General features: G+C 64.5%; 21 protein-coding genes and 1 tRNA gene. 1 reads left to right on the top strand and 21 read right to left on the bottom strand.

The window, feature by feature from the left end; genetic code table 11:
• Positions 1-56: 56 nt before the first annotated feature.
• From BW994_RS09335 to hemE, 20 genes are all read right to left on the bottom strand, one after another.
• Positions 57-782, bottom strand: a complete 726-nt coding sequence (locus BW994_RS09335; RefSeq protein ID WP_029313980.1) for an adenine nucleotide alpha hydrolase family protein — start codon at positions 780-782, stop codon at positions 57-59.
• Positions 779-1846 (bottom strand): electron transfer flavoprotein subunit alpha/FixB family protein, encoded by a 1068-nt coding sequence (locus tag BW994_RS09340; RefSeq protein ID WP_076454503.1) that lies wholly within the window; start codon positions 1844-1846, stop codon positions 779-781. The genes BW994_RS09335 and BW994_RS09340 overlap by 4 nt, the downstream gene beginning before the upstream one ends.
• Positions 1843-3672 carry a DUF3483 domain-containing protein gene (locus BW994_RS09345; RefSeq protein ID WP_029313982.1) on the bottom strand — a complete coding sequence of 610 codons (1830 nt, stop codon included), beginning with the start codon at positions 3670-3672 and terminating at the stop codon, positions 1843-1845. Before BW994_RS09345 ends, BW994_RS09340 begins: the two co-directional genes overlap by 4 nt.
• Complete coding sequence (locus BW994_RS09350; protein ID WP_029313983.1) at positions 3672-5711, bottom strand: oxidoreductase; 2040 nt, start codon at positions 5709-5711, stop codon at positions 3672-3674. Before BW994_RS09350 ends, BW994_RS09345 begins: the two co-directional genes overlap by 1 nt.
• Positions 5708-6709 carry a GlxA family transcriptional regulator gene (locus BW994_RS09355; RefSeq protein ID WP_076454505.1) on the bottom strand — a complete coding sequence of 334 codons (1002 nt, stop codon included), beginning with the start codon at positions 6707-6709 and terminating at the stop codon, positions 5708-5710. Before BW994_RS09355 ends, BW994_RS09350 begins: the two co-directional genes overlap by 4 nt.
• A 2-nt stretch (positions 6710-6711) precedes the next feature.
• Complete coding sequence (locus BW994_RS09360; RefSeq protein ID WP_029313985.1) at positions 6712-7800, bottom strand: 2Fe-2S iron-sulfur cluster-binding protein; 1089 nt, start codon at positions 7798-7800, stop codon at positions 6712-6714.
• Positions 7797-9053, bottom strand: a complete 1257-nt coding sequence (locus BW994_RS09365; protein WP_029313986.1) for an aromatic ring-hydroxylating oxygenase subunit alpha — start codon at positions 9051-9053, stop codon at positions 7797-7799. Before BW994_RS09365 ends, BW994_RS09360 begins: the two co-directional genes overlap by 4 nt.
• A gap of 140 nt (positions 9054-9193) precedes the next feature.
• Positions 9194-10285, bottom strand: a complete 1092-nt coding sequence (locus BW994_RS09370; RefSeq protein WP_051657641.1) for a GlxA family transcriptional regulator — start codon at positions 10283-10285, stop codon at positions 9194-9196.
• A gap of 349 nt (positions 10286-10634) precedes the next feature.
• Positions 10635-12173, bottom strand: coding sequence for a choline-sulfatase (gene betC / locus BW994_RS09375; RefSeq protein ID WP_076454506.1), 1539 nt, complete (start codon positions 12171-12173; stop codon positions 10635-10637).
• Between the two features lie 11 nt (positions 12174-12184).
• The gene (locus tag BW994_RS09380) at positions 12185-13012 is read right to left on the bottom strand and encodes a phosphodiesterase (protein WP_029313882.1); all 828 of its coding nucleotides are present in this window, start codon (positions 13010-13012) and stop codon (positions 12185-12187) included.
• Positions 13012-13800 (bottom strand): inositol monophosphatase family protein, encoded by a 789-nt coding sequence (locus tag BW994_RS09385; RefSeq protein ID WP_076454508.1) that lies wholly within the window; start codon positions 13798-13800, stop codon positions 13012-13014. The genes BW994_RS09380 and BW994_RS09385 overlap by 1 nt, the downstream gene beginning before the upstream one ends.
• A 70-nt stretch (positions 13801-13870) precedes the next feature.
• Complete coding sequence (locus tag BW994_RS09390; RefSeq protein WP_029313879.1) at positions 13871-14929, bottom strand: ABC transporter ATP-binding protein; 1059 nt, start codon at positions 14927-14929, stop codon at positions 13871-13873.
• Positions 14929-15714 carry an ABC transporter permease gene (locus BW994_RS09395; RefSeq protein ID WP_029313878.1) on the bottom strand — a complete coding sequence of 262 codons (786 nt, stop codon included), beginning with the start codon at positions 15712-15714 and terminating at the stop codon, positions 14929-14931. The genes BW994_RS09390 and BW994_RS09395 overlap by 1 nt, the downstream gene beginning before the upstream one ends.
• Positions 15711-16595, bottom strand: a complete 885-nt coding sequence (locus BW994_RS09400; RefSeq protein WP_245594230.1) for an ABC transporter permease — start codon at positions 16593-16595, stop codon at positions 15711-15713. The genes BW994_RS09395 and BW994_RS09400 overlap by 4 nt, the downstream gene beginning before the upstream one ends.
• Positions 16592-17695, bottom strand: coding sequence for an extracellular solute-binding protein (locus BW994_RS09405; RefSeq protein WP_029313874.1), 1104 nt, complete (start codon positions 17693-17695; stop codon positions 16592-16594). The genes BW994_RS09400 and BW994_RS09405 overlap by 4 nt, the downstream gene beginning before the upstream one ends.
• Before the next feature lie 118 nt (positions 17696-17813).
• Positions 17814-18962 (bottom strand): outer membrane beta-barrel protein, encoded by a 1149-nt coding sequence (locus BW994_RS09410; protein WP_245594229.1) that lies wholly within the window; start codon positions 18960-18962, stop codon positions 17814-17816.
• 554 nt (positions 18963-19516) lie between these two features.
• Positions 19517-19966, bottom strand: a complete 450-nt coding sequence (hemJ, locus tag BW994_RS09415) for a protoporphyrinogen oxidase HemJ (protein WP_029313872.1) — start codon at positions 19964-19966, stop codon at positions 19517-19519.
• Entirely contained in the window at positions 19963-20646 is a 684-nt protein-coding gene (locus tag BW994_RS09420) for an HAD family hydrolase (protein ID WP_035231445.1), read from the bottom strand. Before BW994_RS09420 ends, hemJ begins: the two co-directional genes overlap by 4 nt.
• On the bottom strand, positions 20643-21731 hold the full coding sequence (hemH, locus tag BW994_RS09425; protein WP_029313870.1) for a ferrochelatase: 1089 nt from the start codon (positions 21729-21731) through the stop codon (positions 20643-20645). The genes BW994_RS09420 and hemH overlap by 4 nt, the downstream gene beginning before the upstream one ends.
• Entirely contained in the window at positions 21728-22801 is a 1074-nt protein-coding gene (hemE, locus tag BW994_RS09430; RefSeq protein WP_051657628.1) for a uroporphyrinogen decarboxylase, read from the bottom strand. Before hemE ends, hemH begins: the two co-directional genes overlap by 4 nt.
• Positions 22802-23093: 292 nt before the next feature.
• Between hemE and BW994_RS09435 the strand changes: the two genes are divergently transcribed.
• Entirely contained in the window at positions 23094-23981 is an 888-nt protein-coding gene (locus BW994_RS09435; protein ID WP_035231440.1) for a pyruvate, water dikinase regulatory protein, read from the top strand.
• A gap of 197 nt (positions 23982-24178) precedes the next feature.
• Here BW994_RS09435 and BW994_RS09440 read toward each other — a convergent pair.
• Positions 24179-24252 (bottom strand) — tRNA-Gly (locus BW994_RS09440).
• Between the last annotated feature and the right edge of the window lie 51 nt (positions 24253-24303).

Consider the following 24303-nt stretch of genomic DNA (forward strand, 5'->3'; position numbering starts at 1 on the left):
CCTTAGTGGGGGTCGAGGGGGCAAAGCCCCCCGCCTTGCTTACTTCCGCCTCACCCTCACCGCCCCCGGAACTGTTCGACATACGCGAGGACAGCGGCAGCGGCGGTTTCGGGGGTGGGGGCGAGCATGAGGTGGCCGGCGGTGGTGGGTTGGGTGGTTTCGGCGATCAGGCGGGGGCGTTGGCGGTAGGGGCGGATTTCGTGATTGTCGGTGGGGCTGGGGGCGGGGATGCCGGGTTTTTCGTGAATTGTGCCACTGCGCCTTGCGCGGAAGGCGAAGGTGCGGGCGGGTGGGGCCGCTTCGTGGATTGTGACGATGGCGGGCCGGGCGAGGGTGAGGCGCCGGCGGGCCCCGCGGGGGAGCGACTGGAGGATGGCGAGGTCGTTGCCGTCGGGTTCGATGGCGATGGCGTCGGCGGCGATTGGCATGGCGCGGGCGCGGGCCAGCCGATAGGGCAGCAGTCCCGAGTCGGTGCCGCCGCGGCCGCGCCGGCCGGCCAGGATCAGATCGGGGCGGGCGCGGTCGATTTCGGCGGCGAGGGTGGCGAGGGGGTCATCGGCGGGGTTGGTTCGCAGCAGGGTGAGTGTGGTGAGCCCGTGGCCGAGGGCATCGAGCACGGATGGGTCGGGTTCGCCGGCGTGCAGGCCGGTGATTGTGGTGGTGGGTGCGAGGTGGGTGGCCAAGGCAAGGGCGAGGGCGATCGCTTGCAGTTCGACCGGCACGGGCCGTGGCGTGCCGGATTGGGGGTCGCGCCCGGCGGAGAGCAGGACGATGATGTTCATAGCATGGCTCGCAGGGCCTGCATCACGTCCTGGGCATCGGCGATGATGGCGAGGCCGGCGCGGGCGATGATGGCGGCGTGGAGGTCGGTGTTGATGGCGACGATGTGTTCGACCGTGCCGATGCCTTGGAGGTGTTGCGGCGCGCCGGAGATGCCGAGGGCGATGTAGCATTCGGCATTGAGCACGGTGCCGGAGGCGCCGACCTGCAGGGCGCGGGGCAGGGCGCCGGCGTCGCACACCACGCGGCTGGCGCCCGGGGTCGCGCCGAGGGCGCGGGCGAGGTCGAGAAACCCAGCGAAATCGGTCACGCCGTTGCCGGCGGCGATGACCAGGGGCGCCTGATCGAGCGGGATGGTCGCGGCATCGACCGCGAGGGTGGTGGCGGCGCGGATGCCGCCTGGCGTGGCGGCGGCGGCGGGCGTCGGCAGCGGATCGGCGGCGTGGGGTGCGCCGTGATAGGGGGCGATGCGATCCGGCGCGATGCTGATCAGGCGGGGCGGGGTGGCGCGCAGTTCGACCCGCCCGGCCTGGGCCGGGCGGATGGCCTGGGTTGGGGTGAGGCTTTCGGCGCCGGCGAACAGATCGGCTTCGGTCAGGGCGGCGACGCGGCGGGCGAGGTCGCCGCCATCGGCTGATTCCGGGAAGACGACGTGGCGGGGGGCGTGATCGGTGATCGCCTGGGCGATCAGTGCGGCGCTGCGTTCGGGGTCGTAGGTCGGGGTGGGGAGCGTGATCGTGCGGTCGCCGCCGGCGGTACCGATGGCATCGGGCGCCTGGGAGGGCAGATGGGGCGTGAGCACGACCACCGCCGCATCGCGTCCCGCGAGCGTGCGGGCGGCGCCGATCACCTGGCGATCGTGCCGGTTGAGCGCACCGCCTGCGGCTTCGATGACGGCGAACACCAGGAATGCGGGTTCGGCGATGTGGATGATCGTGGGGGCGGCGACGGGTGCATCGGCCCGGGTAAGGGACGCGCCACCCCGGTGCGTCCGGTCCAGCCGCAGCCGGGGCGTGCGCGATACCACCATGGCGTCGCGTTCGGCGCGGGGATCGCGCCGGATCATTGCAGCGCCTCGTGCACCAGCTCGGCGATATCGCGCACCAGCGGCCGCGGGCCGATGACGCCTTCGAGCATGGCGGTACAGCCGGGGCAGGCGACCGCGACCAGGGATGCGCCGGTTTCGCGCGCCTGTTCCATCCGCAGATCGGGGATGCGCTGTTTGCCCGGAATATCGGTAACCGGCGCGCCGCCGCCGCCGCCGCAGCAGAACGAGGCCTCGCGCGCGCGCGCCATTTCCACCGCCTGGCCGGTGAGGCGCGCCAGCACCCGGCGTGGTGCGGCTGTCTCGCCGTTGTAGCGGCCGAGGTAGCAGGGGTCGTGATAGGTGATGACGGTATCGGTGGCCGGTCCGAGGGTGATGCGGTTGGTGGTGATCAGTTCATCGATCAGCGCTGTGTGGTGGACCACGGTGTAATGCCCGCCGAACGCGGGATATTCCTGGCGCAGCACGTGCAGCGCGTGCGGATCGGCGGTGACGATGCGGGTGAAGCTCATGGTGCCGAGCATCGCGACGTTGACCGTGGCCTGAGCGGCGAAGCCGGCTTCGTCGCCCAGCCGGCGCGCGAGGTCGCCGCAGTCGCGCTCGGCTGGTCCCAGTACCGCGAAATCGAGCTTGGCCGCGCGCATGATGCCGATCAGGGCGCGCAGGGTTGCGCCATAGCGCCGGTCGAACGCGCCATCGCCCAGCCACAGCAGGGTATCGACCGCCTCGCCGGGTGCGAGCACGCGCAGTTTCAGCCCTGCCGCGAAGTCGAGCCGTTGCGCCGGTGCGAGCCCGCCGGTGTTGCCGGCGTAGCGCAGGGCGGCCAGCACAGCGTCGGCCTTGCCGGGTGCGGCGCCGTGCTCGAGCGTCAGGTTGCGGCGGATATCGATCACCGCATCGACGTGTTCGATCATCATCGGGCAGGCGGCGACGCAGGCGCGGCAGGTGGTGCAGGACCACAGCGTTTCGGCGTGGAGCACGCCGAGTACGGGGCCGGGTGATGCGATGCCGGGGTGTGGGCTGCCAGCGTAGGCTGTGCCTCCCTTCCGGTTCGCCGCGCAGAAATCCTGGATCAGCGCCTTGGGGTTGAGCGGCTGGCCGGCAGCGAAGGCGGGGCATGCCTCTTCGCACCGGCCGCACTGGATGCAGGCATCGAAGCCGAGCAGCCGGTTCCAGGCGAAATCACCGATCGTGCCGACGCCGAGACGGGCGGCATCGAGGTCGAGCGGCACCAGATCGCTCGCCGCGCCGCCGGCAAAGCGGGCCGGGCGCGGGTGCGCCGCGAGGTGCAGCGCGCCGGCGACGGCATGGCGCATCGGGCCGCCGGTGATCTGAGCGACCAGCCCGATGCCGCCGAACGCGGCCAGCGCCACGCCGAGCAGCCCGGGCACGCCCGGCAGCAGTGTGGCGATCAGCCCGCCCGCCGCATAGGCACCGAGATAGGCGGGCAGGGTGAGAAACGCGCCGGCCGAGAGCGACGCTGGCTTCACCGGCACCCGCCGCCGCCGCACCAGCACCGCGCCGACCAGAGCGACCGCGAAGGCGAGCGCGATCAGCAGCCAGTAGAGCGCCGCCGCGAACAGGGCGGGGATCGCTGCCAGCAGCAGCAGCCCGGTTGCGGCCAGCAGGCCGCCGGCGATCGCCTGATGCATGACGGAGCTTGCCGGTTTGCGCGCGACGACCGCATGAACATCGACCAGGTAGCGCCGGGGCAGCGCGCGCAACCCGCCCAGCCAATCGACCGATGCGCCGGCACCGCGCCGCCACCGCAGCCCCAGCCGCCCCACCTGCACCGCGACGCCGGCCAGCAGCAACCATGCCAGCAGGACCAGCGCGCCGAACGCCATCAGAAATCCTTACACAGGCGGAGCGCGTCGTAGATGGCGGCGTGGATGTTGCGCCCGGCCGCCGCATCGCCGATCCGGTACAGCCGATAGCCCGCCTCACCCTGATGCGGCTGGGGCTGGCCCGCGATCAGCGCCGCCGCATCGGTCTGGCCGCGATTGACCGCGCCGTCTTTCAGATCGGTGAACACGGCATCGACCGGCAGCGTGCCGAAATCGACCACGACATGATCGACCACGCGTTCTTCCTCGACCATGTCCATCGTGTTGCGCAGCACCGCCACCAGCCGGTTGGCCTCGCGCCGGACCGCGACGATATCGAGGTTCGGCGTCACGATGACGCCGAGCTTGTACATGTTGCGCAGATGCACCGGCTGGTTGGTGGTGCCGACTTCCTCGGCCGCCATGCGGTCCGGTGTGGCGAGTTCGACCAGCGCGCCCCTGGTTGCGAGGTATTCCGCGCAGGATGCCGCATTGTGCTGGCCCATCGCATCGTACAGCAGCACCGAACCGCTCAGGTCGATGCCCTGGTGCAGCACGGCCTGGGTGGTGGTGACCAGATCGGCCCCCGGCATCAGCCCCGGGTTCGCGGCCCCGCCGGTTGCCACCACGACGATGTCCGGCCGTTCGGCCAGCACCAGCGCGGCATCCGCCGCGACGCCCAGCCTGATATCGACGCCCAGCTTGCGCACCTGTGCCGCCAGCCAGCGGGGAATGCCGGACAAGGCCTCACGCCAGCCGGCTTTGGCCGCGATGTTGATCTGCCCGCCCAGCGCGCTCTCACGCTCGAACAGAACGACGTGATGGCCGCGCTCGGCGCAGACGCGGGCGGCTTCAAGCCCGCCCGGCCCGCCGCCGACCACCACGATGCGCCGCGCGGTTGCCGCCTTTGCGATGACGTGCGGCATGGTCGCTTCACGCCCGGTCGCGGCGTTTTGGATGCACAGCGCATCGGCGCCGGTGTAGATCCGGTCGATGCAATAGCCGGCGCCGACGCATTGGCGGATGTCATCCGCGCGGCCTTCCAGCAGCTTGCGCCCGATATAGGGGTCCGCGATGTGTGCCCGCGTCATTGCCACCATATCGACATGGCCTTCCGCCACGGCGCGCGCGGCGGTTGCGAAATCGGTGATGCGTTGGGCGTGGAATACCGGCACCTCGACCTCGCGCCGGATCGCGCTCGCGAGATACAGGAACGGCGCGACCGGAAACGCCATGTTCGGCAGCGAGACCGCGTGCGCCATATGGTCGCGCGCCTGGCCGCCCATCACGTTGACGAAATCGACCAGGCCGCGCCTGGTGTGCTCGGCGGCGATAGTCACGCAATCCTCGCCGCTCAGCCCTTCATCGAACAATTCATCGCCCGACATGCGCATGCCGATCACGAAATCATCGCCGGCGGCCGCGCGCATCGCCGCCAGGACCTCGAAGCCGAAGCGCATGCGGTTGAGCAGGGAGCCGCCGTAGCCATCGGTGCGGCGGTTGACCGAGGGGGACCAGAATTGATCGACCAGATGGCCGTGGGCCGCCGAGATTTCGCAGCCATCCATCCCGCCTTCACGCGCGCGCCGGGCGGCTTCGGCGAAATCGTGCACCACGCGGTCGATATCGTCCTGGCTCATTTCGCGCGGGATCGACCGGCTGGCGGGTTCGCGCAGCGGCGAGGCGGAGATGGTCGGCAGCCAGTGCTCGGTATCCCAGCGGGTGCGGCGGCCCATGTGCGTGAGCTGGATCATCAGCGCCGCGCCGTGCGCGTGCACCCGATCGGCGAATTGCTGGAAATAGGGGATCACGCTGTCATCGGCGACCGAAACCTGATTCCAGGGGGCGGCCGGACTATCGAGCGAGACCGAGGATGAGCCGCCGAACATGGTCAGGCCGATGCCGCCTTTGGCTTTTTCGGCGTGGTAGAGCTGATAGCGCTCCTGCGGCTTGCCATCGCGCCCGTAGCCCGGCGCGTGGCTGGTGCTCATCAGCCGGTTGCGGATGGTCAGGCCGCGCAGTGTGAGCGGGCGGAACAACGCATCGGTGCTGGCGCTCATGACAGGCGCATCGCGCTGCGCGATACGGCAGCGATGGCGCGCAACTGCCGTTCGGCGCGCGGTGAATAGCCGAAATGCGCCCGATAGGCGCTGGAGAAATACGCACTCGACCCGAAGCCGCACGCCATGGCCACCTCCGTCACCGGCATTTCGCGCGCCTGCAACATGGCCTGCGCGCGCTGCAGTCGCAGCGCCTTGATGAAACTCGCCGGGCTTTCACCCAGGTGCGCGCGAAACAGGCGCTGCAACTGGCGCAGGGAAATTCCAAGGCGCGCTGCAATGTCGGTCAGTTTCGGCGGTTCGTTGATCTGATCCTCGATCATGGTCATGGCGCGCGCGAGGGTCGGCTGGTCGGAGCGGGCGCGGTCTTGTGCCGCGATCGGCTGACGCTCGCCGCTGGTGCGGATGCGATCGAGAATGAAGGTGACCGCGACATGCTCGGCCACCACGCGGCCGAGCTTTGCCTCGATCAAATAGAGCATCATGTCGAGCGGGCCGATGCCGCCGGTGCAGGTCAGGCGGTTGCGGTCGAGCACGAATAATTCATTGACCAGTTCGATCGCGGGAAACGCATCGCGCATCGATGCAGCATCTTCCCAATGCACGGCACAGCGATAGCCATCGAGCAGGCCGGCCTCGGCCAATGCGAAGGTGCCGGTGCACAGCGCGCCGAGCGGCACGCCATCGCGCGCGGCGCGGCGCAGCGCATTGAGCAGGGGCCGGCCGACCACGCTGCGCACATCGACCCCGCCGCACACGAACAGCAGATCCGGCGGGGCGGCGCGGCTTGGCTGATCGAGCGCGGCGGTGGGCGCCATCGTCATGCCGTTGCTGGCGGCAACCGGCGTGTCGTTCAGCCCGTAGACGGTCCAGCTGTAAATGCTCCGCCCTGCGCAGCGGTTGGCCATGCGCAATGCCTCGATCGCGCTGGTCACCGCGATCATCGAATAATCCGGCAGGGTCAGAAAACCGAAATGCGCGAGCCGGGCGATGTTCATGATCAGCGCTCGATCACCAGATCCGACAGGGGACGGGAACAGCAGATCAGGATCATGCCCTGGTCGATCTCGCGCTGGCGGATGCCACCCTGGTGCTGCATATCCACCTGGCCCGAGATCAGCCGGCTTTTGCAGGTGCCGCACATGCCCTTGGTGCAGGACGAGGGCAGCCGCATGCCCGCGCTGCGCGCCGCCGTGAGCACGAATTGGTCGGCGCCGACCGCGATGCTGCGGCCCGATTTGCTGAAACTGACCGCAAACCCCGTCGCGGTCGGCGCGGTCGGTTCGGCGGGTGCGGGGGCTTCGGTGATCGTGCCGAAATCGAAACTTTCTTCGTGATAGCGGCTCATGTCGAAATCGAGCGCGCCGAGCGCGGTCCGCACCGCGGCCATGAACACGGCCGGCCCGCAATCGAACACCATGCGCAGCGCCAGATCGGGCACCAGCAGCGCCAGCATGGCGGCACTCACCCGGCCGCGCGGGCCGCCCCAGCGCTCGCCGGGTGCATCGGCCTCGCAGACGGTGATGACGCGCAAATTCGGCATCATCTGCATCATCGATGCGAGTTCGTTTCGAAAAACAATATCGGCGGGCGTGCGTGCGAAATGCACGAACACGATATCTGTCTCGGGTGCGAGATCGTGATGCGCCCGCGCCATCGACATTAGCGGCGTGATACCCGAACCGCCGGACAGAAACAGATAGGCCTCGGCCGGTGCAGCGACGAAGCTGAAATCGCCCATCGGCCCGACCGCGCGCAATGATACTCCTGGGCGCACATGCTCGTGCAGCCAGGGCGACACCACGCCGCCGGCCTGGCGCTTCACGGTGATCGAAATCCGGTCCGGCCGGGTCGGCGTTGAGGCGATGGTATAGCAACGATTGACGCTGCCGCCATCGACCGGCACGTCGAACGTCAGGAACTGGCCGGGCAGGTAGTGGAACCGCGCCGGAGTGCGCGGCGCGAAGGTGAAGCTGCGCACGTCGGGCGTTTCATCGCGCACGGCGACGCAGACCAGCTCGTCATCGAGCTCGGCATTCCAGACCGGCAGACCATCCCGCAGTGCGATACTCTGGGCCGCCACGCTCATGCGAGGTGAGCGGCCAGTCGCTGCACGTACCAGTTCACGAATTGCTCGACCTGGCCTTCGGTTTGCGGCGAATAGGGGCCCGGTGTGTAGCCGCCGGTCGCTGCTCCGGCCTGCGCGAGACCGACCAGCCTGCCATCCTGCAGATTGGTCTCGCGCCAGACCTGGATCAGATTATCGAGGTCGTAATCGACGCCTTCGATCGCATCGCGATGGACCAGCCATTTGGTACGGAGCAACGTGCGGTCCGGCCCGAGCGGGAAGGCCGCGAAGGTGACGATATGATCGCTCATGAAATGATGCCACGAATTCGGCTGGGTGTGGAACGACAGATCACCCAGCCGTTTTTCCTTGGCCTGGCCGAGCAACTTGCGGCATGCCACCTTGGTGTCGAGCGTTTGGGACTCGCCATCGCGGTCCATCGGCATGCGGCCGATCCGGTAGCCGGAAACCACGTTGTCCAATTGCCCGATCTCGGCGGAGGGAAAGCCCGCACGGTGCCACGCGGCGCAGGATTGTTCCACCATCACATCGTAATTCTGCCGTTGTGCGACGCGCGCGGGATCGCTTTCATCGGCATCGAAACCAAAGCCGTACTCGAAGATCGACGCGGTGAGTTCGGGGTGGTTGAGTGAGCAATGATAGCACTCACGATTGTTCTCCATCGTGAGTTTCCAATTGCCCTCTTCGATCAGATCGATCTGATGGGCGATTTTGCAATTCGCAACTTCATGCGGCGCGATATAGGGGGCGACGATGTTTGCCATCTCGTCGAAATCGGCGGGCGGTGTCTCGGCGAGGCAGACGAACAGCAATCCCTCCAGCGACCGGACATGGATTTTTTTAAGGCCGTGGCAGGATGGATCGAAATCATCACCCATATGGTCGGCGTGCAGCAACGCGCCGTCCAGCCCATAGGTCCAGGCATGATAAGGGCAGACCAGACGCCCGACCGTGGCGGTTTCGGTCGAAACCAGGCGCGCGGCGCGATGGCGGCAGACATTGTGCATCGCGTGGATGGTGCCATCGTCATCGCGGCAGATCAGGATCGCGTTGTCACCGATATTGACCGTCATGACATCGCCAGGCTCGGCGATATCCGGCTCGACGCCTACGAAAATCCAATGCCGGCCGAAAATCAGATCGAGATCGGTCTGAAATATCGCGGGGTCGGTGTAGAACGGTCGCTCCAGCATATGGCCGGCGCGGCGCCGGGCGATGAGTTCCGCAATCGATACGGCAGCGACATCCGACATGGCGATGACTTTCAAAAAAACCGCAGATCAGCCGGTAAATACTGACGTGTCGCCTGACCGCAGTCTTTAGATTTTGCGACATCAGCGCATGTATTTATCAACGCAATATATCATGCCTGCCATGCGTCTTGATCATAACTTTAAAACGTTCGCTGGCCGGCACATTCCGAAGCGCCGACCGCGACCCGATCGTGATCGGCCCAGGCCGGTTCCGCCGCCGGGATCGCCGCCTCGCGCCGCAACGCCGGTCGCGCGAACGAGGGCGACAGGCCGTGCAACGCCTTGAACTGGCGGGAAAAATGCGCGCAATCGGAAAACCCGGCATCCAGCGCAATATCGGTCACCGAGCGCGTCGTGGTCTCCAGCAGCCAGCGCGCATACCGTAACCGCAGTTCACGATACAAATCGGACGGCCGCTTGCCCAACGCCGCATCGAACCGGCGCTCCAACTGACGCGTCGATAACTCAAGCCTCTGCGCAATCATCGAAATCTGCAACGGATTGCCGAGATTCTGCTCCATCATCAGCAACGCCCGCCGTACCTGCTCATCCGATACGTCATGCGCCATCGGCGGATGCGGCTGCACACCATCGGTGCCGCGCATCGGGGTCAGCAACAAGACCTGATGCGGCTTCTGCGCCAGCCGGCTGCCCAGATGCCGCTCGACCAGCGCCGCAGCCAGATCCGCCGCCCCCGCCCCGCCAGCACACGTGATCCGATCGCCATCGACCTCGAAAAACCGATCACCGATCACGGCATGGTCGGGGAACTCATCGCGGAAGTCCTGATAATGCAGCCAGCTCACACAGACCCGCCGGCCCTCCATCAGCCCCGCCCGGCACAGGATAAAACTGCCGGTACAAATACCGATCAGCTTCACGTCGAGCGCCGCCGCGCGCCGCAAATAACCATACAACGCTGTGTTGGCCTTCGGGTGATTGTGCAAAATACCGCCAACCACCACGACATAATCGAACTGCGCCGGATCGATCAGCCCGCTGCCAGGCAAAACCTCGACCCCGCAACTCGACCGGATCGGCGCATCGGTCTCAGCCATGATGGTCCAACGGCAATGGATCGGCCGTGAATAATCCGACTCGTCGGCGGCCAGCCTCAGCGTATCGACAAACAACGAAAACGCCGACAGCGTGAAATCCTGCGCGAGCAATAGTCCGACCGAAAGCGGCCTCGTTTCATGCCGCCGTAAGGCCGGTTTTGGCTGCGTACCCATCACCGATCTCCGAACCGGTCACAATTATGCGAATATGACCAAGGACGAATCTATATCAGACACCCCACCAATCACCAAAACGCATTTCTGCATTGCACGATGCCGTTGGGTCATGTCCACGGGTGAGGGGCACTGAGGCGAGGAAGCAAGGCGGGGGGCTTTGCCCCCTCGACCCCCACTAAGGGCGCAGCCCTTAGAACCCGCTAGTTTTAGGTAAGGGGAGGGCGCTGCCTCGGAGGTTCCGTCGATCTGGCCTGGGTCGCCCTCCCCTTGCCTAAAACTAATGGATTTTAAAGGCTCCGCCTTTAACGGGGTCCAGGGGCAGAGCCCCTGGCCTTGCTTCCTCGCCTCACTGCCCCCCAACCCGCGGAAATCGGGCCCGGCGTTCGAGGTCGGCGAGTTTGATGTGGTTGCGCATGTATTGTTCCGAGGCGTCGACGATGGGCTGGTAGTCCCAGGGTTGATAGGTGCCGTGCCGCAGCGCGGCGTTGACGAAGCGTCGGCGGGCCTGGCTTGCCAGCACATCGGCGTGGATGGTGGCGAGGTTCCAGCGTTGTGCGACCTCGTTGCGGAGGGCATCGATTGTTACGGCGAAGTCCGGGTTGGTGGCGAGGTTGATGCGCTCATCGGGGTCGGTGCGGAGGCTGAAGAGTTGATCGGGGTCGACCGGGCAATGGATGAATTTGAGATCGCCGCGCCGGATCATGATGATCGGTGCGATGGCGCCTTCGCCCATGTATTCGCCGAGCACCTCGTCGTGTCCGCCAGCGCCGGTCAAGTGGCCGCGCAGGGATCGGCCGTCGATCGTCAATCCTTGTGCAGCCGGGGTTGGGGCTTCGGCGAGGTCGGCGAGGGTCGGCAGGATATCGACCGATGATACGCAGGCGGCGATGCGGGCGGGGGCAAACAGTGCGGGTGCGTGCACGATCAGGGGAATTCGGCAGGCATCTTCGAAAAACCCCATTTTGTACCACAGACTATGTTCACCGAGCATTTCGCCGTGATCGGCGGTGACCATCGTGGCGGTGCGGTCCGCGAGGCCGCATTCGTCGAGCGCGGTCATGACCTTGCCGACCTGATCATCGACGTAGGAGATTGCGGCGTAATAGGCGTGGCGGGCGTCGCGGATGTTGGCTTCCGTCACCGGCTCGCGATCGGTGTTGCACACATGGCGAAGCCGTTTCGAATGCGGATCGAGTGTGGCAGGATCGGGGCGGTAGCGCGGCATGTCGATCGCATCGGGTTCGTATCGATTCCAGTATTCGGCGGTCATCGCGAACGGATCGTGCGGATGGGTCAGGGAGACGACCATGCAGAACGGCCGGTCGTCATCGTCCCTGGCGATATCGAACAGTTTGCGGCGCGCGGCGAATACTACCTCGTCGTCGAAATCCATCTGGTTGGTGCGCACGCACAGTCCGGCGTCACGCACTGAGCTCATGTCGTGATACCAATCGAGCCTGGTTTCGAAATCAGTCCAGTCCGGCGTCCAGCCGAAATCGGCTGGGTAGATATCGGTGGTCAGGCGTTCCTCGAACCCGTGCATCTGGTCCGGGCCGCAGAAATGCATCTTTCCGGACAGGATGGTTCGGTAGCCGGCCTGGCGCATATGGTGCGCGAAGGTTGGCAAGGTTGCTGGAAATTCCACGGCATTGTCGTAGGCGCCGATCTTCGAGGCCAAGCGGCCGGACATGAACACGTAGCGTGAAGGGCCGCATAGCGGTGCGTTGCAATAAGCGTTTTCGAACACCACGCCGGCGGCCGCCAGCGCATCGATGTGCGGCGTCAGCGCGACTTTGTTGCCATAGGCGGGCAGGGCGCGCGCGCCGAGCTGGTCCGCCATGATGATCAGAATATTTGGCCGTTTCGCCGCGTGCTGTTCGCGCATCGTTGTCCTCCTCAAGCCATGGTACGTCCGGGGTAATCCGCATCCACCGCGAAGGGAAACGGTCCCGCAAAATCGCCGATCGTCGCCAGATTGGCGGTGAGCGCCGATCCATCCCAGCGGAGCAGGAAATACCCGCCGGGTTCGAGATAAAAATAGGGGCGGGCCGCAGGATCAAATGTCAGTTCGCTCTGATGCCCGCCGATCGCGGCACCGGCGAGCAGCATCGCGCCGCCGTGCTGCGCCATGATCACCCGATGATGATGGCCGCAGAGCACCGCGAGCACCCGGCCGTGCCGTGCGATGAGTGCGAGCAACGCTTCTGGCGCGCGCAGGGGAATTGCATCCATCGCGGCAATGCCGGTCATGAAGGGCGGATGATGCAGGCCGATCAGCACGGGCCGATCCTGCGCCGCATCGAGCGCGCGTTCCAGAAACGCGAGGCGTTCGCTGCAGAGTTCGCCATGACCGGCACCCGGCACCACGCTGTCGAGCATGATCAGCCGGAGCGGGCCGATGTCCGCTGCGTAGTGCACGAATGCGGAATCGGTCCTCACGCCCGGCCAAGCGCCGAGCGCGCTGCGCAATGATGCGCGCCGGTCGTGATTGCCGGGCACGACATAGACCGGGCAGGCGAGCCGACCTTCGAGCAGGCGGCGCAATTCGGCGTATTCCTCGGGCAGTCCGTTCTCGGTCAGATCGCCGGTGATCACCACCGCCGCGGGTGCGAAGCCGGCGACCTGGCGCACCGCCCGCTCGACCATCAGATTGGTCTCGACCACGCGGTTGGTCGCCCGGCCGAACGGGCGCACGTGCAGATCGGTCAGATGCGCGATCAGCATCAGCCGCCCTGCAACGCGGCAAGGGCCGCATCGCGCAGCGAGGGATCGCCCAGGATCAGCACCGTGCCGTCATGGGCAGCATCGAGGCGCAGCTTGTTGCCAGACCAGTCACACATCATGCCGCCAGCCGCCTCGATGATCGGCACCGACGCCGCCCAGTCCCACGGCTTGTGCCCGGCTTCGGCGATCACATCGATCTCGCCGAGGGCCACCAGACCGGCGGCGTAGGCGTCATCACCCCAGGAGGCCCGGCGGCATGCGGCTTCCAGCCGGTGAAACGCCGCGCGTTGATCGGCATCGAACCATTCGGGTCCGGTGCAGGACAGTTCCGCATCGCCTAGCGCGCCCCGTTTGCGGCAGCCGATGCGCCCGCCGAACCGGCTGGTGAAATCGAGCGTGCCGCCCGCCGCCATCCAGCGCTCGCCGATCACCGGTTGATCGATCAGGCCGAGCACGGGCACGCCGTCTTCGACCAGGGCGATCAGCGTCACGAAGGTCGGCCGGCCGGTGATGAATTCGCGGGTGCCGTCGATCGGGTCGATCACCCAGTTGAAGCGACCCAGCCGCTGGTCGCCCAATTCCTCGCCGATCACGCCGAACGTCGGAAACCGCTCGGCCATCACCGCACGGATCGCCTGTTCGGCGGCACGGTCGGCCATGGTGACCGGGCTGTCGTCGGATTTATCGTCGGCGGTGATGCCGGAGCGGAAATATGGGCGGATGACGGCGCCCGCGGCATCCGCCGCGGCTTTGGCGGCTTCGATGGCGCCTGGGGGTAGGGGGGTCATGGGCGGTCCTTCGAGAACAAAGAAGCAAGTTGTTCTTTTTTGTAAAAAAGAACCAAAAAACTTTTGTTTGTCAGGCGACGAGGAGGCGGGGGGAATCTGGGTCCCAGTTGACCGAGACTGTGCTGCCGATTGCGATGTTCGCGGCGTCGCCGCTGGCCATCGCCGCGGTCACGCAATCGGTACCGCCGGTGATTTCGACCTTCAGGCTGGTCAGCGCGCCGAAGAAGGTACGCGCGATGACCGTGCCGTGCAGCATGCCGGCGGCATCCGGCGGGCCGAGCCGCACGGTTTCGGGGCGCAGCAGGAAATACACCCGCGTTCCGGCCGCCATGCCGCGCGCCCGGCTTGCCGCAACCTGCCGGCCGAGCACCGTGACCATGCCACCTGATCCATCCGCCACCACGCCTGGAAGTTCGGCGACGGCGCCGACGAAACGGGCCACGAAAATATTGGCAGGCTCGCCGTAGATCGCCGCCGGTTCGCCGACCTGTGCCAGCACGCCATCATGCATCACCACCACGCGATCGGAGATCGACAACGCCTCCTCCTGATCATGGGTGACGAACAACGTGGTGACTCCGGTTTCCTGCTGGATCCGGCGAATTTCATCGCGCAGCTGCACGCGCACCTTGGCATCCAGGGCGGACAGCGGTTCATCGAGCAGCAGCAACGCCGGGCTGATCGCCAAAGCGCGCGCCAGCGCGACGCGCTGCTGCTGCCCGCCGGACAGCTGATGCGGATATTTCTGGGCGTGCTCGGCGAGCCCGACCAGTTCGAGCACCTCGCGCGCGCGTTTCTGCTGAGCCGCGGCATCCTGGCGGCGCACCCGCAGGCCGAATTGCACGTTCTCCTGCGCGGTCATGTTGGGGAACAGCGAATAGGCCTGAAACACCATGCCCATCTGCCGCTTCGCCGGCGCCAGGCCTGAAATATCGCGCCCCTCCAGCACCACCCGGCCGGAATCGGGTTGATCGAACCCCGCCACGATCCGCAGCAGCGTCGTCTTGCCGCAGCCCGACGGGCCGAGCAGGGAGACGAACTCGCCGGCTTTCAGATCGATCGACACATCGCGCAGCACGGTGCGGCTGCCGTAGTGCTTTGCCACGGCATCAAGCTGCAAATAACTCATCAGCGCGCCCCACCGATCTGAACCTGGCCGCGCCCGCCACGTCCGGTGAACAACACGCCCAGCATCGCCAGCCAGGTGATCAGAAAACTCAGCAAGGTCAGCGCCGCCGCCTGGGTTGCCGAGGTCTGGCCGACATAGTCGATATAGACCGCAAACGTATTGAACAGCAGGATATTGGCAAAGGTGAACTCCCCCATCACGATCGCGATGGTCAGCAGCGCAGCACCGATCAGCGCCGTGGTCAGGTTGGGCACCACCACGCGGAGGATCAACGTCATCCAGCCGGCGCCGAGACTCTGCGAGGCTTCGGTCAATGTTTTCAGATCGAGCGCGCGCATCCCGACATCGAGCGCCCGATAGGTGTAGGGCAGCGCCAGAATTACATAGGGAACCACGAGATAATTGGCGGTGCCGACGAACCAGTCCGGCCCGGTGTAGAGCGTGGTCATGCCGGCGACCAGCGCGATCGGCGGTACCACGAAGGGCAGTACCGAGAGGAAATCGAACAACGGCCGCAGCCGTTGGACCCGCAGATTGAGCCAGAACACCGCCGGCACCAGCACTACTAGCCCGACCAGAATCGTTTGAATCGCAAGCCGCACCGAAAGGCCCAGGCTCTGCCACAATTTCGGTTGATGGATCAGCGCGGCATAGGCGGCGAGTCCGTATTTGTCGCCGCCCTCCCACAGGCTGAACGCGCCGGTCGCGACCAGGGGGATTACGAAATACAGTCCGATTACGCCGAGCCCGAGGCCGGGGATCAGATTATGGGTCGGCCGGCTCATCGCTTCACCCAGCGGCCAACCCGGCGCGCGATCAGCGCGTAGATGCCCATCACCACGACCATCACCACGATCATCCCCAGCGCCAGCGCGGCACCGGTCTGTTGCGATACCATCACGTTACCGGACAGCACGTTGCTGATCTCGACCGGCACGAGTGCCACGATGCCCGAGGTCAGCGCGTACGGCGTCGCATAAGCCGAGAATGCGTTGCCGAATAATAAAATATAGGCCGAGAGCAACGAGGGCAGCAGGATCGGCAGCCCGACATGGCGCCAGTAATCCCAGGTGGAGGCACCCAGATTCTCCGCCGCCTCCCGCCACTCGCGCCGCAACGCCTCGAGCGCCGGAGTGATGACGATGATCATCAGCGGCACCTGGAAATAGGCGTACACCAGCACGAGCCCCGGCATTGAATAGAGCGTGAATCCCATGCCGTACAGGTTGACACCGATATCCTTGAACCAGACCGTGATCATCCCGAGGCTGCCGAGTGTGGCAATGAACGCGAACGCCAGCGGCACGCCGGCGAAATTCGCGGCGACCGCGCCGAAGGTGGTCACCAGCGAGCGCAGCCCGCGCGGCATGCCCGGGCGCAGCACGAAATAGGCCGCCAGCCCGCCGACGACCAAGCCGACCAGGGCTGCGAGCGCAGACAGTTCAATCGAATTGCGGAACGCAACGACGGTCTGGCCCTGCCCAAGGGATGCGACGTAGTGCAGCGTCGGGCCGTGTTTGCCGAGAAACGCGGTGGCCAGCAGCATCAAGGTCGGCAGAATCAGGAACGCCGTCACATACAACAGGAACGGCGCCATGAAGACCAGGGTGAACAACCCGCCGGACCGGGCAAGCGGCCCGGCGGATTTAACAGGCCGCAGGCTCACGCCCTGACCATTTTCGTCCAGCTCGCGGTGAGGGCGGCTTGCGCCTTCGTGGTCTGCTCGATCGTCGCGAACAGCGCCTCGCCATAGGGTTTGGCGGGCGGCAGTTCGGCGAGCATCGACTTCGGAATGGCGCCGGATTTCACCATTTCGGAGAAGCGCGCGGGATGCGCGAAACCCTTCAGATAGAGCAGCTGGCCTTCATCGGAGTAGATAAACTCCTGCCACAATTCGGCGGCTTTCGGGTGCGGCGCGAATTTGCTGATTGCCTGACAATAGAACGCACCATAGGGCTTGGCATCGGCGGGGATGACGGTATCGATCTTCGTCATCGTCTTCGAGCCCTTGGCCTGCGCAAGATTGAGGTAATCCCAATTCACCACCACCGGCGTCTGGCCGGAGACCAGGCTGGCCGAGGTCGCCGCTGAAGGATCGAAATTGCCGCGCTTGGCGAGATCGGCGAAGAACTCGATACCGGGCATGATGTTATCGAGCGAGCCGCCGTTCGCCAGCGCCGCCGCAAACACTGCGGCAAACGCCGCACCGGCGCCGAGCGGGCTGCCGTTGAGGGCGACCATGCCCTTGTAGTTCGGCTTTTTCAGATCGGCCCAGGTCTGCGGTGCGACTTTGGCCACCGACATGTTGACGCCGAACGACACGAGGCCGAAGTAATCGCCGTACCACAGGCCGCTGGGGTCCTTCATCGATGCCGGAATGCTGCTCCAGGTCGCGACCTTGTAGGGGCGGAACAAGCCTTCCTTCGCGCCGTTCAAAGCGAACGCCAGACCGACGTCCACCACATCCGGCCCGCGCGACTGACCCTTGAGCGAGCGGATCGATTGCAGTTCCTGGGCGGAGGTATCATCCGGTGCCGCGTTCTTTATGGGGATCCCGTATTTCTTCTCGAACGTGCTGATGATCGCACCATAATTTGCCCAGTCGGGCGGTAGCGCAATGGTATTCAGCCCGCCCGCCGCCTTGGCCGCCTTGATCAGGGCGGAGCGGTACGTCGCCTCGGCGACGCCGGGCAACAGCCCGCCGACGGCGCCCGCCCCGGCCAGTTTCAGGACGGTACGGCGGCCTGGAGTGAAATCACCAATCATGTCGATATCCTCGATGTTCGAAAAAGTTGAACTTCAAGCGGGGGAACGCATTGCTCGATACGCCGCCCCGCCATCGGTCGCAATCACTGATCGCGCGAAAGTTCCAAGACAACCGTTGTCAGAATACGAAGCCCGCGCCGAGAATCCCGATCACCTGGTTGCGGCTGGTGCCGTTGCTGCCGAACCCATAGCCCGACCCGATGCTGGTCAGATGCAGCAATCCTGCCTCGCCGCGCACAAAGAAATGACCCTTCTGCCAGGTCGGCGTGATGCCGACCGCAACGCCCGCTGAATGAGCGTTCAAATACCACGCCTGCGGACCGACGTTGGAGAACGCATTGACCATGCCGCCAACCGACCATGGCGTTTTCGGGAACGTATAATTGGCGATGATCTCGGCGCCGAAGTTGCTGGTGAATTTATCCAGCCCGATCTTGTGGTCGACCTTCGAATAGACGTACTGCACTTCAGGGACGATGTTCAAATTGCCACTGGTGTAGTCGTAATAGGCGCCGGCCATGTTGGAATTCACATAGGCCGCGTTGTAGCCCGGATAACCTGTGCCGGTCGTGCCGTTGCCGTAGGCAAAGGTGTTCGGCCCGGTGCGGCCGAAATTCACTGTGCCATATAGCGAGAGCGCGTTGTTGGCATCAAACGCGTAGGTGGCAAGACCCTGCACCACGTTGAAAGCGCCGCTGTCGAAACCGTCGCCATAATTGGCGGAGACCGAAAGCTTGCCCACGGTGTAGGTTGCAGACACGCCGCGGCTCGATGAGTTTTCGACGTAATACAACGAAGAGTCAATCAGGTTGGCGTTGTTCCAGTCGGTCGAGGATTCCCAGCCTTCGAGCGAATAGATCTGACCGACCGAAATGCTCAGCGCCGGCGTCGGCGCGAGCGTCACATACGCGGCATACACCGGCCCGAGCGTGAAGGTGGTTGCCGTCATCGGGCTCGGATGGATACCGAAATAGACCGAATCATCGGGTTTGACTTCGATGGTGAACTGCACAAGGCCGGTCGGCTTGACCACCTTGATGTCGGCGACCCGCGGCTCCGCACCAACCGACTTGCCGTTGCCGAACAGGCTGTTGGTGCCGGCGCCGGAATAGCCGTAGAAAAATCCGTCGATGCCGCCGCTCAGATCGAGCGTGCCGAGTGGGCCGCCATCGATCGTCATTTTCGGCACACTGACCTGCGCCTGCGCCACACCGCCGGCAGCACTCATCGCTACGACGCCAAAGCCCGCGCAAAGCAGAGCACGCATTGAGATCCGTTTCATTATATTGATGCCTCACTGTTCTTGATTGATTATCGTCTCGTAAAGTCAAACACCCGTCGACACGGCTCCCCATGCGACGTTTGAGCCGCCTGATGCCCTACCTAATCAGGCCGCGCCGGGAAGATCGTCGAACCAAACGATGCAAGCCCCGCATTTCCACAGGACACAACCAAGGGTCAAACCCTGGTCCATGGCCGCAACCATGCAAGTCGCGCGGCAGTACACTGCAGTAACTGCCTTGCTTCAACATTATAAACACGCCAAAAGACCTCCACGATAACTGTGCATGAGAGCCAAGCCGCGTTCGTTTGTTACCCTTGTTGCCAACCCCTGCGCGATGCGGCGACCTTTTTTGTTTCGGGTCGGCCACCGCAGCACTTTTCAATTGCAGAGCCGTTCATGTATTGAATGGAAACGACACGCGGTTTGAATATCGTACAAGGGGCATACTCGTGCCGCTTCGGCAACACATTGTTGCCAATTGATCGGTCATTCATACTGACCTAAAAACGACAACCCACCAGCCGTATCAGCCGGCCTTACGGCTTGACAAACACCATGATGACAATGATCACCATCAGGATCGTCGGCACCTCATTGGCAATCCGATAGAATCGCTCCGGCTTCACGTTTCGATCGTTCAGAAAATTCTTCCGCCATTTCGACAGTGCGCCATGAAACCCGCTCATCAGAATCACGCTGATGAACTTCACCCACCACCACGGAGCCGACCATGAAATGGCCCCCGGTGTGAGAATCAGCAGAATGCCGAAGAACCATGATGATATCATCGCCGGTGTCGCAATCTGCTTGAGCAACCGCCGTTCCATCACCTTGAACCGGGCTGATTCCAGCGAACCGGGTGCCACCTGGCAATGATACACGTATAGTCGCGGCAGGTAGAACAACGCGGCCATCCACGCGATGATCGACATCACGTGAAACGCCAGTTCCCACTGGTAGAAAGCGGCCAGAAACCCGATCGTCATGCGTCGACGCTCTGCGCCATCACCAGACCCGGCACGAGGTCAAGCCGATCGATGATGCGATGCGCACCCGCCGCAAGCAGATGTGCACCATCGCCATGCGGCGCAAACCCGTAGCAAATCATGCCCGCCGCCACCGCTCCAGTCACGCCCGGTGGCGAGTCCTCGATTACCACGCAGCGATCCGGGCGCACAGCCTCGGCGCGCGCCGCATCCAGAAATACATCCGGCGCCGGTTTCGGCTGACCACCCTGCGCAAACAAGCGCGGCGCGCTATGGGTGCGCCCGGCGGTAAGGTCGAGAAACCCGGTTTTGCCGAATTTCGCATCCATTTCCTCATCCGCCGAGTTCGAGGCGATCCGCCACGCAATTCCCAGCGCGTTCAACCGTGCGAGCACCGCGCGCGCCCCGGGGATCGGCGATACATCCGCCGCCATCGCCTCGGCGATTTTTGTCACCATGCGGTCGTTCCAGTCATCGGGCAGCGGCGCACCACGCTCAGCCTCGATGATCGGTTTCATGTTCCTGAGCGAGGTGCCGACAAACCGCGCCAACGCCACGTCCGGCGTGGTCGGCAGCCCATGCGCCGTCATATCCGCCGCCACCACGCGCGCCGAGACAATCTCGCTGTCCATCAGCACGCCATCGCAATCGAAAATCACCAGGTCGAAATTTCGGCTCATGCCGGTACGAGTGCCCGATACCGCGCCCAAGGGCAATCGCTGTTGCGCACAGTGCAGGACCGTCCGCCGCGATGCGAGCACAAACCATCGCCATGAACAATCGCGCGGCGCGCAATTCCCGCCAATGCGGCAATGAACGCCGGATCATCGTTTGGCGCCGGCGCACGGTAATAGCCCGGCAAATGAAGTTTTTCGGCGACCTCGCGATACTCGACATCAAGTTCCACCAGCGTCTCGATATGTTCCGAAACGAAGGCAATCGGGATCACGACCACCGCGGTGCCGTCATGCGCCGCTTTCTCGATCGCCTGTTCGGTCGAAGGTTCGATCCATTGTTGCGGCGTCGCACGCGACTGAAAACACACCTGATAATCGACCCGCTCGCCCAAGGCGCGGGTAATCACATCCATCACCGCCTCGGTACAGGCCTCGACCTCCTCCTGATACGGATCGCCCGCCTTGATGATGCTTTCCGGCAAGCCATGCGCCGAAAACAGCAGGCGGATCGGCGTGCCCGCCGGCAATTCCGCCCGCGCGGTCGCGAGCGTGCGCATTACCAACCCCGCGATCGCCGCGGCAAACGCCGGGTCATCATACCAGCAGCATAGCGTCGTGGTCGGTACCACCAGCCCGGTTTTCGCCGCCGCATCGTGCCAATCGGCCAGCGAACTGCCGGTCGTGGTGGTGGAAAACTGCGGATACAGCGGCAACAGCAAAATCCGCTCCGGCGCCCAGGCCTTGACCGCCTGCGCCACCTCACCCGCAAACGGGTGCCAGTAGCGCATGGCGATGAAACATTTCGACCCCGGCAGGCTCGCCTCCAGCGCATCGGCCTGGCGCTGCGTGAGTTCGAGCAAGGGCGATTTACCGCCCATCATCGCGTAGCCTTCCTCCGCCTTGCTCTGCGCCGAGGCCGCGATCAGCCGTGCCAGCCAAAAGCGGATAAAAATCGGCGCGCGGATAATCGCAGGATCGGAAAACAGATTGACCCTGAACGGCTTGATACTGTCCGCCCCATCCGGGCCACCCAGATTGAACAGAACAATGGCTGTACGCGCGGGCAGGACGGGTTCGGTGTCGTTCATGAACCTGAAGTAGCGGCTTCCCGGAATTCCTCAAGCGGTGCCGGCTCCAACGAACGCAGCCGTTCGATCAACATGGCGACATGGTCGGGCGGGGTTTCCGGCACGATGCCGTGGCCGAGGTTGAAAATATGAGGCACGCCGGCCATTTCGCGGGCGATTCGTTCCACTGCGTGGTCGAGCGAAACCCCACCCGCCCGCAACAGCAACGGATCCAGATTCCCTTGTAACGCCACTTTGCGCGGCAGTAACCGCGCAAGGCTCGGCGCATCCGTGCCGGTATCCATACCAAATCCGGCAATCCCGGTCTCGGCAATATACGGCAGCGCCATCAACCCCGCGAGGCGCGGAAACCCAATGATCGGCACATCCGGATGCCGCGCCTGCAGCGCATCGACAATCCGCACCGTCGGGTGAATCACATGCGCACGAAACAAATCGGGCGGCAGCAACCCGGCCCAGGAGTCGAACAGCATCACGCAATCCGCCCCGGCCTCGATCTGCCAGGACAGGTAATCGATCGTCGCGGTGGTCACCAACTCGATCACCGCAGCCACCAGCCCCGGATCGCTGTAGATCAGTCCCATGGTGCGCGCGAAATTGCCGCCCTTGCCGTCGAGCATGTAACACGCAACCGTGAACGGGCTACCGGCAAACCCGATCAAGGTGCAGCGCGGCGGCAGATCGGTCCGCACGCGCGAAACCGTTTCCATCACCGATTCCGTGCCCGGCTTCAACCGGTTCAGATCGAGCGCATCCAGCCCCGCCAAATCCTCGATCCGCTCCATCAGCGGGCCTTCGCCCTCGGCATACCGCAGCTTCTGCCCCAGCGCCCAAGGCAGGATCAGAATATCGCTGAACAATATCGCCGCATCCATGCCGAACCGGCGCACCGGCTGCAGCGTCACTTCCGTCGCCATTGCCGGCGTCGTGCTCAGAGCAATGAAGTTCCCCGCGGTCGCCCGCAGCTTGCGATACTCCGGCAGATACCGCCCGGCCTGACGCATCAGCCACACCGGCGGCGGCCAGATCGCCTCCCCCGCAAGAACCCGCAAAATCGGCCGATCGATCATTTTCCCCGTCATGGACCCGGACTACCTTTTAAATGTTTTAGATTAAAGAATGGTTGTGGAAGTTAACCCTGTGAATCATGTGGAACCCCGCTCACCCCACAACAATACACAAACTTATCCACAGCCAGAGTCCGGTTTTAATCGGCTGATTCTACGTCAAACCCTGGATTTTTCCACATTTGCATAAACGCCAGCCCACAACAATCCACAGCGAATCAGGATTCCGGAGTTATCCGACTTCTCCACCGGCGACCCTATCCGGCTCCGAGTTATCCACGCTATGAGCAGGTTCATGGACGGTAAACGCCTCAATCTCCACCTCGTCTCGGACGCGACCGGCGACACGCTCAACGCCGTCGCCCGCGCGGTGACCGCCCAGTTCGAAGGGGCCGATATCCACCTGCACCGCTGGAGCCTGATCCGCTCACGCCTGCAATTGCACCGCGTGCTCGAAGGCATCGAAGCCGAACGTGGCCCGGTCCTGTCCAGCCTGGTCGATGAAGCCTTGCGCGGCGAACTCGCCCAGGCGTGCGAGCGCCTCGGCCTGCGCCTGCTCCATATGCTCGATCCGGTGTTCAAACTGCTGGCCGATGAACTCGGCACCCCGGTCCGCGCGACACCCGGCCGGCAATACGTGCTCGACGCGGATTACTTCCGCCGGATCGACGCCATGCACTACGTGCTCTCACACGACGATGGCCAGGCGATGCGCGGCCTCGCCGAAGCCGATGTCATCCTGGTCGGCGTCTCCCGCTCCTCGAAAACGCCAACCGCCTTCTACCTTGCCAACCGCGGCGTCAAAGCCGCCAATATCCCGCTGGTCCCCAGCCTCGCCGTGCCCGATGTGCTCGATGAACCACGCTGCCCCGTGATCGGCCTGTTCATCGACGCCGCCCCCCTGATCGAAATCCGCCGCCACCGCCTGCGCCTGCTCGGCGCCACCACCACACCAGGTGCTGCCTTCCAGCGCGACCGCGAAGACTACATCGATGAAGACGCCGTGGAAGCCGAACTCCTCTGGGCCCGCCGCCTCTGCTCCACGCGCGGCTGGCCCACCGTCAACGTCACCCGCCGCTCGATCGAGGAAACCGCTGCCGCCGTGCTGCGGATGATGGAAACGTGGCATGATCGGCGGGATAAGGAGAAGGCCAAGGGGCTTCGCCCCCTGGACCCCCACTAAGGGCGGAGCCCTTAGAACCCGCTAGTTTTAGGCAAGGGGAGGGCGCTGCCTCGGACTTTCCGCTGATCTGGCCTGGGTCGCCCTCCCCTTGCCTAAAACTAATGGATTTTAAAGGCTCCGCCTTTAACGGGGGTCCAGGGGGCAGAGCCCCTTGGCCTTCTTCTTAACCGACCAACCAAGCCAGATATCCATCAATCTGGAGCGGGTAGCGGGAATCGAACCCGCGCGTCGAGCTTGGGAAGCTCACAGGCTACCATTACATCATACCCGCCTCGGGGCGTGTTTTACGGCGCTGTTGAGCCGGGCGCAACTGCTCGCGGGT

Origin of the sequence: Acidiphilium rubrum (assembly GCF_900156265.1) — a bacterium.
GTDB classification, from domain to species: domain Bacteria; phylum Pseudomonadota; class Alphaproteobacteria; order Acetobacterales; family Acetobacteraceae; genus Acidiphilium; species Acidiphilium rubrum.

Coding starts and splice junctions, on each gene's coding strand:
- BW994_RS09335 (WP_029313980.1), bottom strand. CDS start 782: ATGAACATCATCGTCCTGCTCTCCGCCGGGCGCGACCCCCAATCCGGC.
- BW994_RS09340 (WP_076454503.1), bottom strand. CDS start 1,846: ATGATCCGGCGCGATCCCCGCGCCGAACGCGACGCCATGGTGGTATCG.
- BW994_RS09345 (WP_029313982.1), bottom strand. CDS start 3,672: ATGGCGTTCGGCGCGCTGGTCCTGCTGGCATGGTTGCTGCTGGCCGGC.
- BW994_RS09350 (WP_029313983.1), bottom strand. CDS start 5,711: ATGAGCGCCAGCACCGATGCGTTGTTCCGCCCGCTCACACTGCGCGGC.
- BW994_RS09355 (WP_076454505.1), bottom strand. CDS start 6,709: ATGAACATCGCCCGGCTCGCGCATTTCGGTTTTCTGACCCTGCCGGAT.
- BW994_RS09360 (WP_029313985.1), bottom strand. CDS start 7,800: ATGAGCGTGGCGGCCCAGAGTATCGCACTGCGGGATGGTCTGCCGGTC.
- BW994_RS09365 (WP_029313986.1), bottom strand. CDS start 9,053: ATGTCGGATGTCGCTGCCGTATCGATTGCGGAACTCATCGCCCGGCGC.
- BW994_RS09370 (WP_051657641.1), bottom strand. CDS start 10,285: ATGGGTACGCAGCCAAAACCGGCCTTACGGCGGCATGAAACGAGGCCG.
- betC (WP_076454506.1), bottom strand. CDS start 12,173: ATGCGCGAACAGCACGCGGCGAAACGGCCAAATATTCTGATCATCATG.
- BW994_RS09380 (WP_029313882.1), bottom strand. CDS start 13,012: ATGCTGATCGCGCATCTGACCGATCTGCACGTGCGCCCGTTCGGCCGG.
- BW994_RS09385 (WP_076454508.1), bottom strand. CDS start 13,800: ATGACCCCCCTACCCCCAGGCGCCATCGAAGCCGCCAAAGCCGCGGCG.
- BW994_RS09390 (WP_029313879.1), bottom strand. CDS start 14,929: ATGAGTTATTTGCAGCTTGATGCCGTGGCAAAGCACTACGGCAGCCGC.
- BW994_RS09395 (WP_029313878.1), bottom strand. CDS start 15,714: ATGAGCCGGCCGACCCATAATCTGATCCCCGGCCTCGGGCTCGGCGTA.
- BW994_RS09405 (WP_029313874.1), bottom strand. CDS start 17,695: ATGATTGGTGATTTCACTCCAGGCCGCCGTACCGTCCTGAAACTGGCC.
- BW994_RS09410 (WP_245594229.1), bottom strand. CDS start 18,962: ATGCGTGCTCTGCTTTGCGCGGGCTTTGGCGTCGTAGCGATGAGTGCT.
- hemJ (WP_029313872.1), bottom strand. CDS start 19,966: ATGACGATCGGGTTTCTGGCCGCTTTCTACCAGTGGGAACTGGCGTTT.
- BW994_RS09420 (WP_035231445.1), bottom strand. CDS start 20,646: ATGAGCCGAAATTTCGACCTGGTGATTTTCGATTGCGATGGCGTGCTG.
- hemH (WP_029313870.1), bottom strand. CDS start 21,731: ATGAACGACACCGAACCCGTCCTGCCCGCGCGTACAGCCATTGTTCTG.
- hemE (WP_051657628.1), bottom strand. CDS start 22,801: ATGATCGATCGGCCGATTTTGCGGGTTCTTGCGGGGGAGGCGATCTGG.
- BW994_RS09435 (WP_035231440.1), top strand. CDS start 23,094: ATGGACGGTAAACGCCTCAATCTCCACCTCGTCTCGGACGCGACCGGC.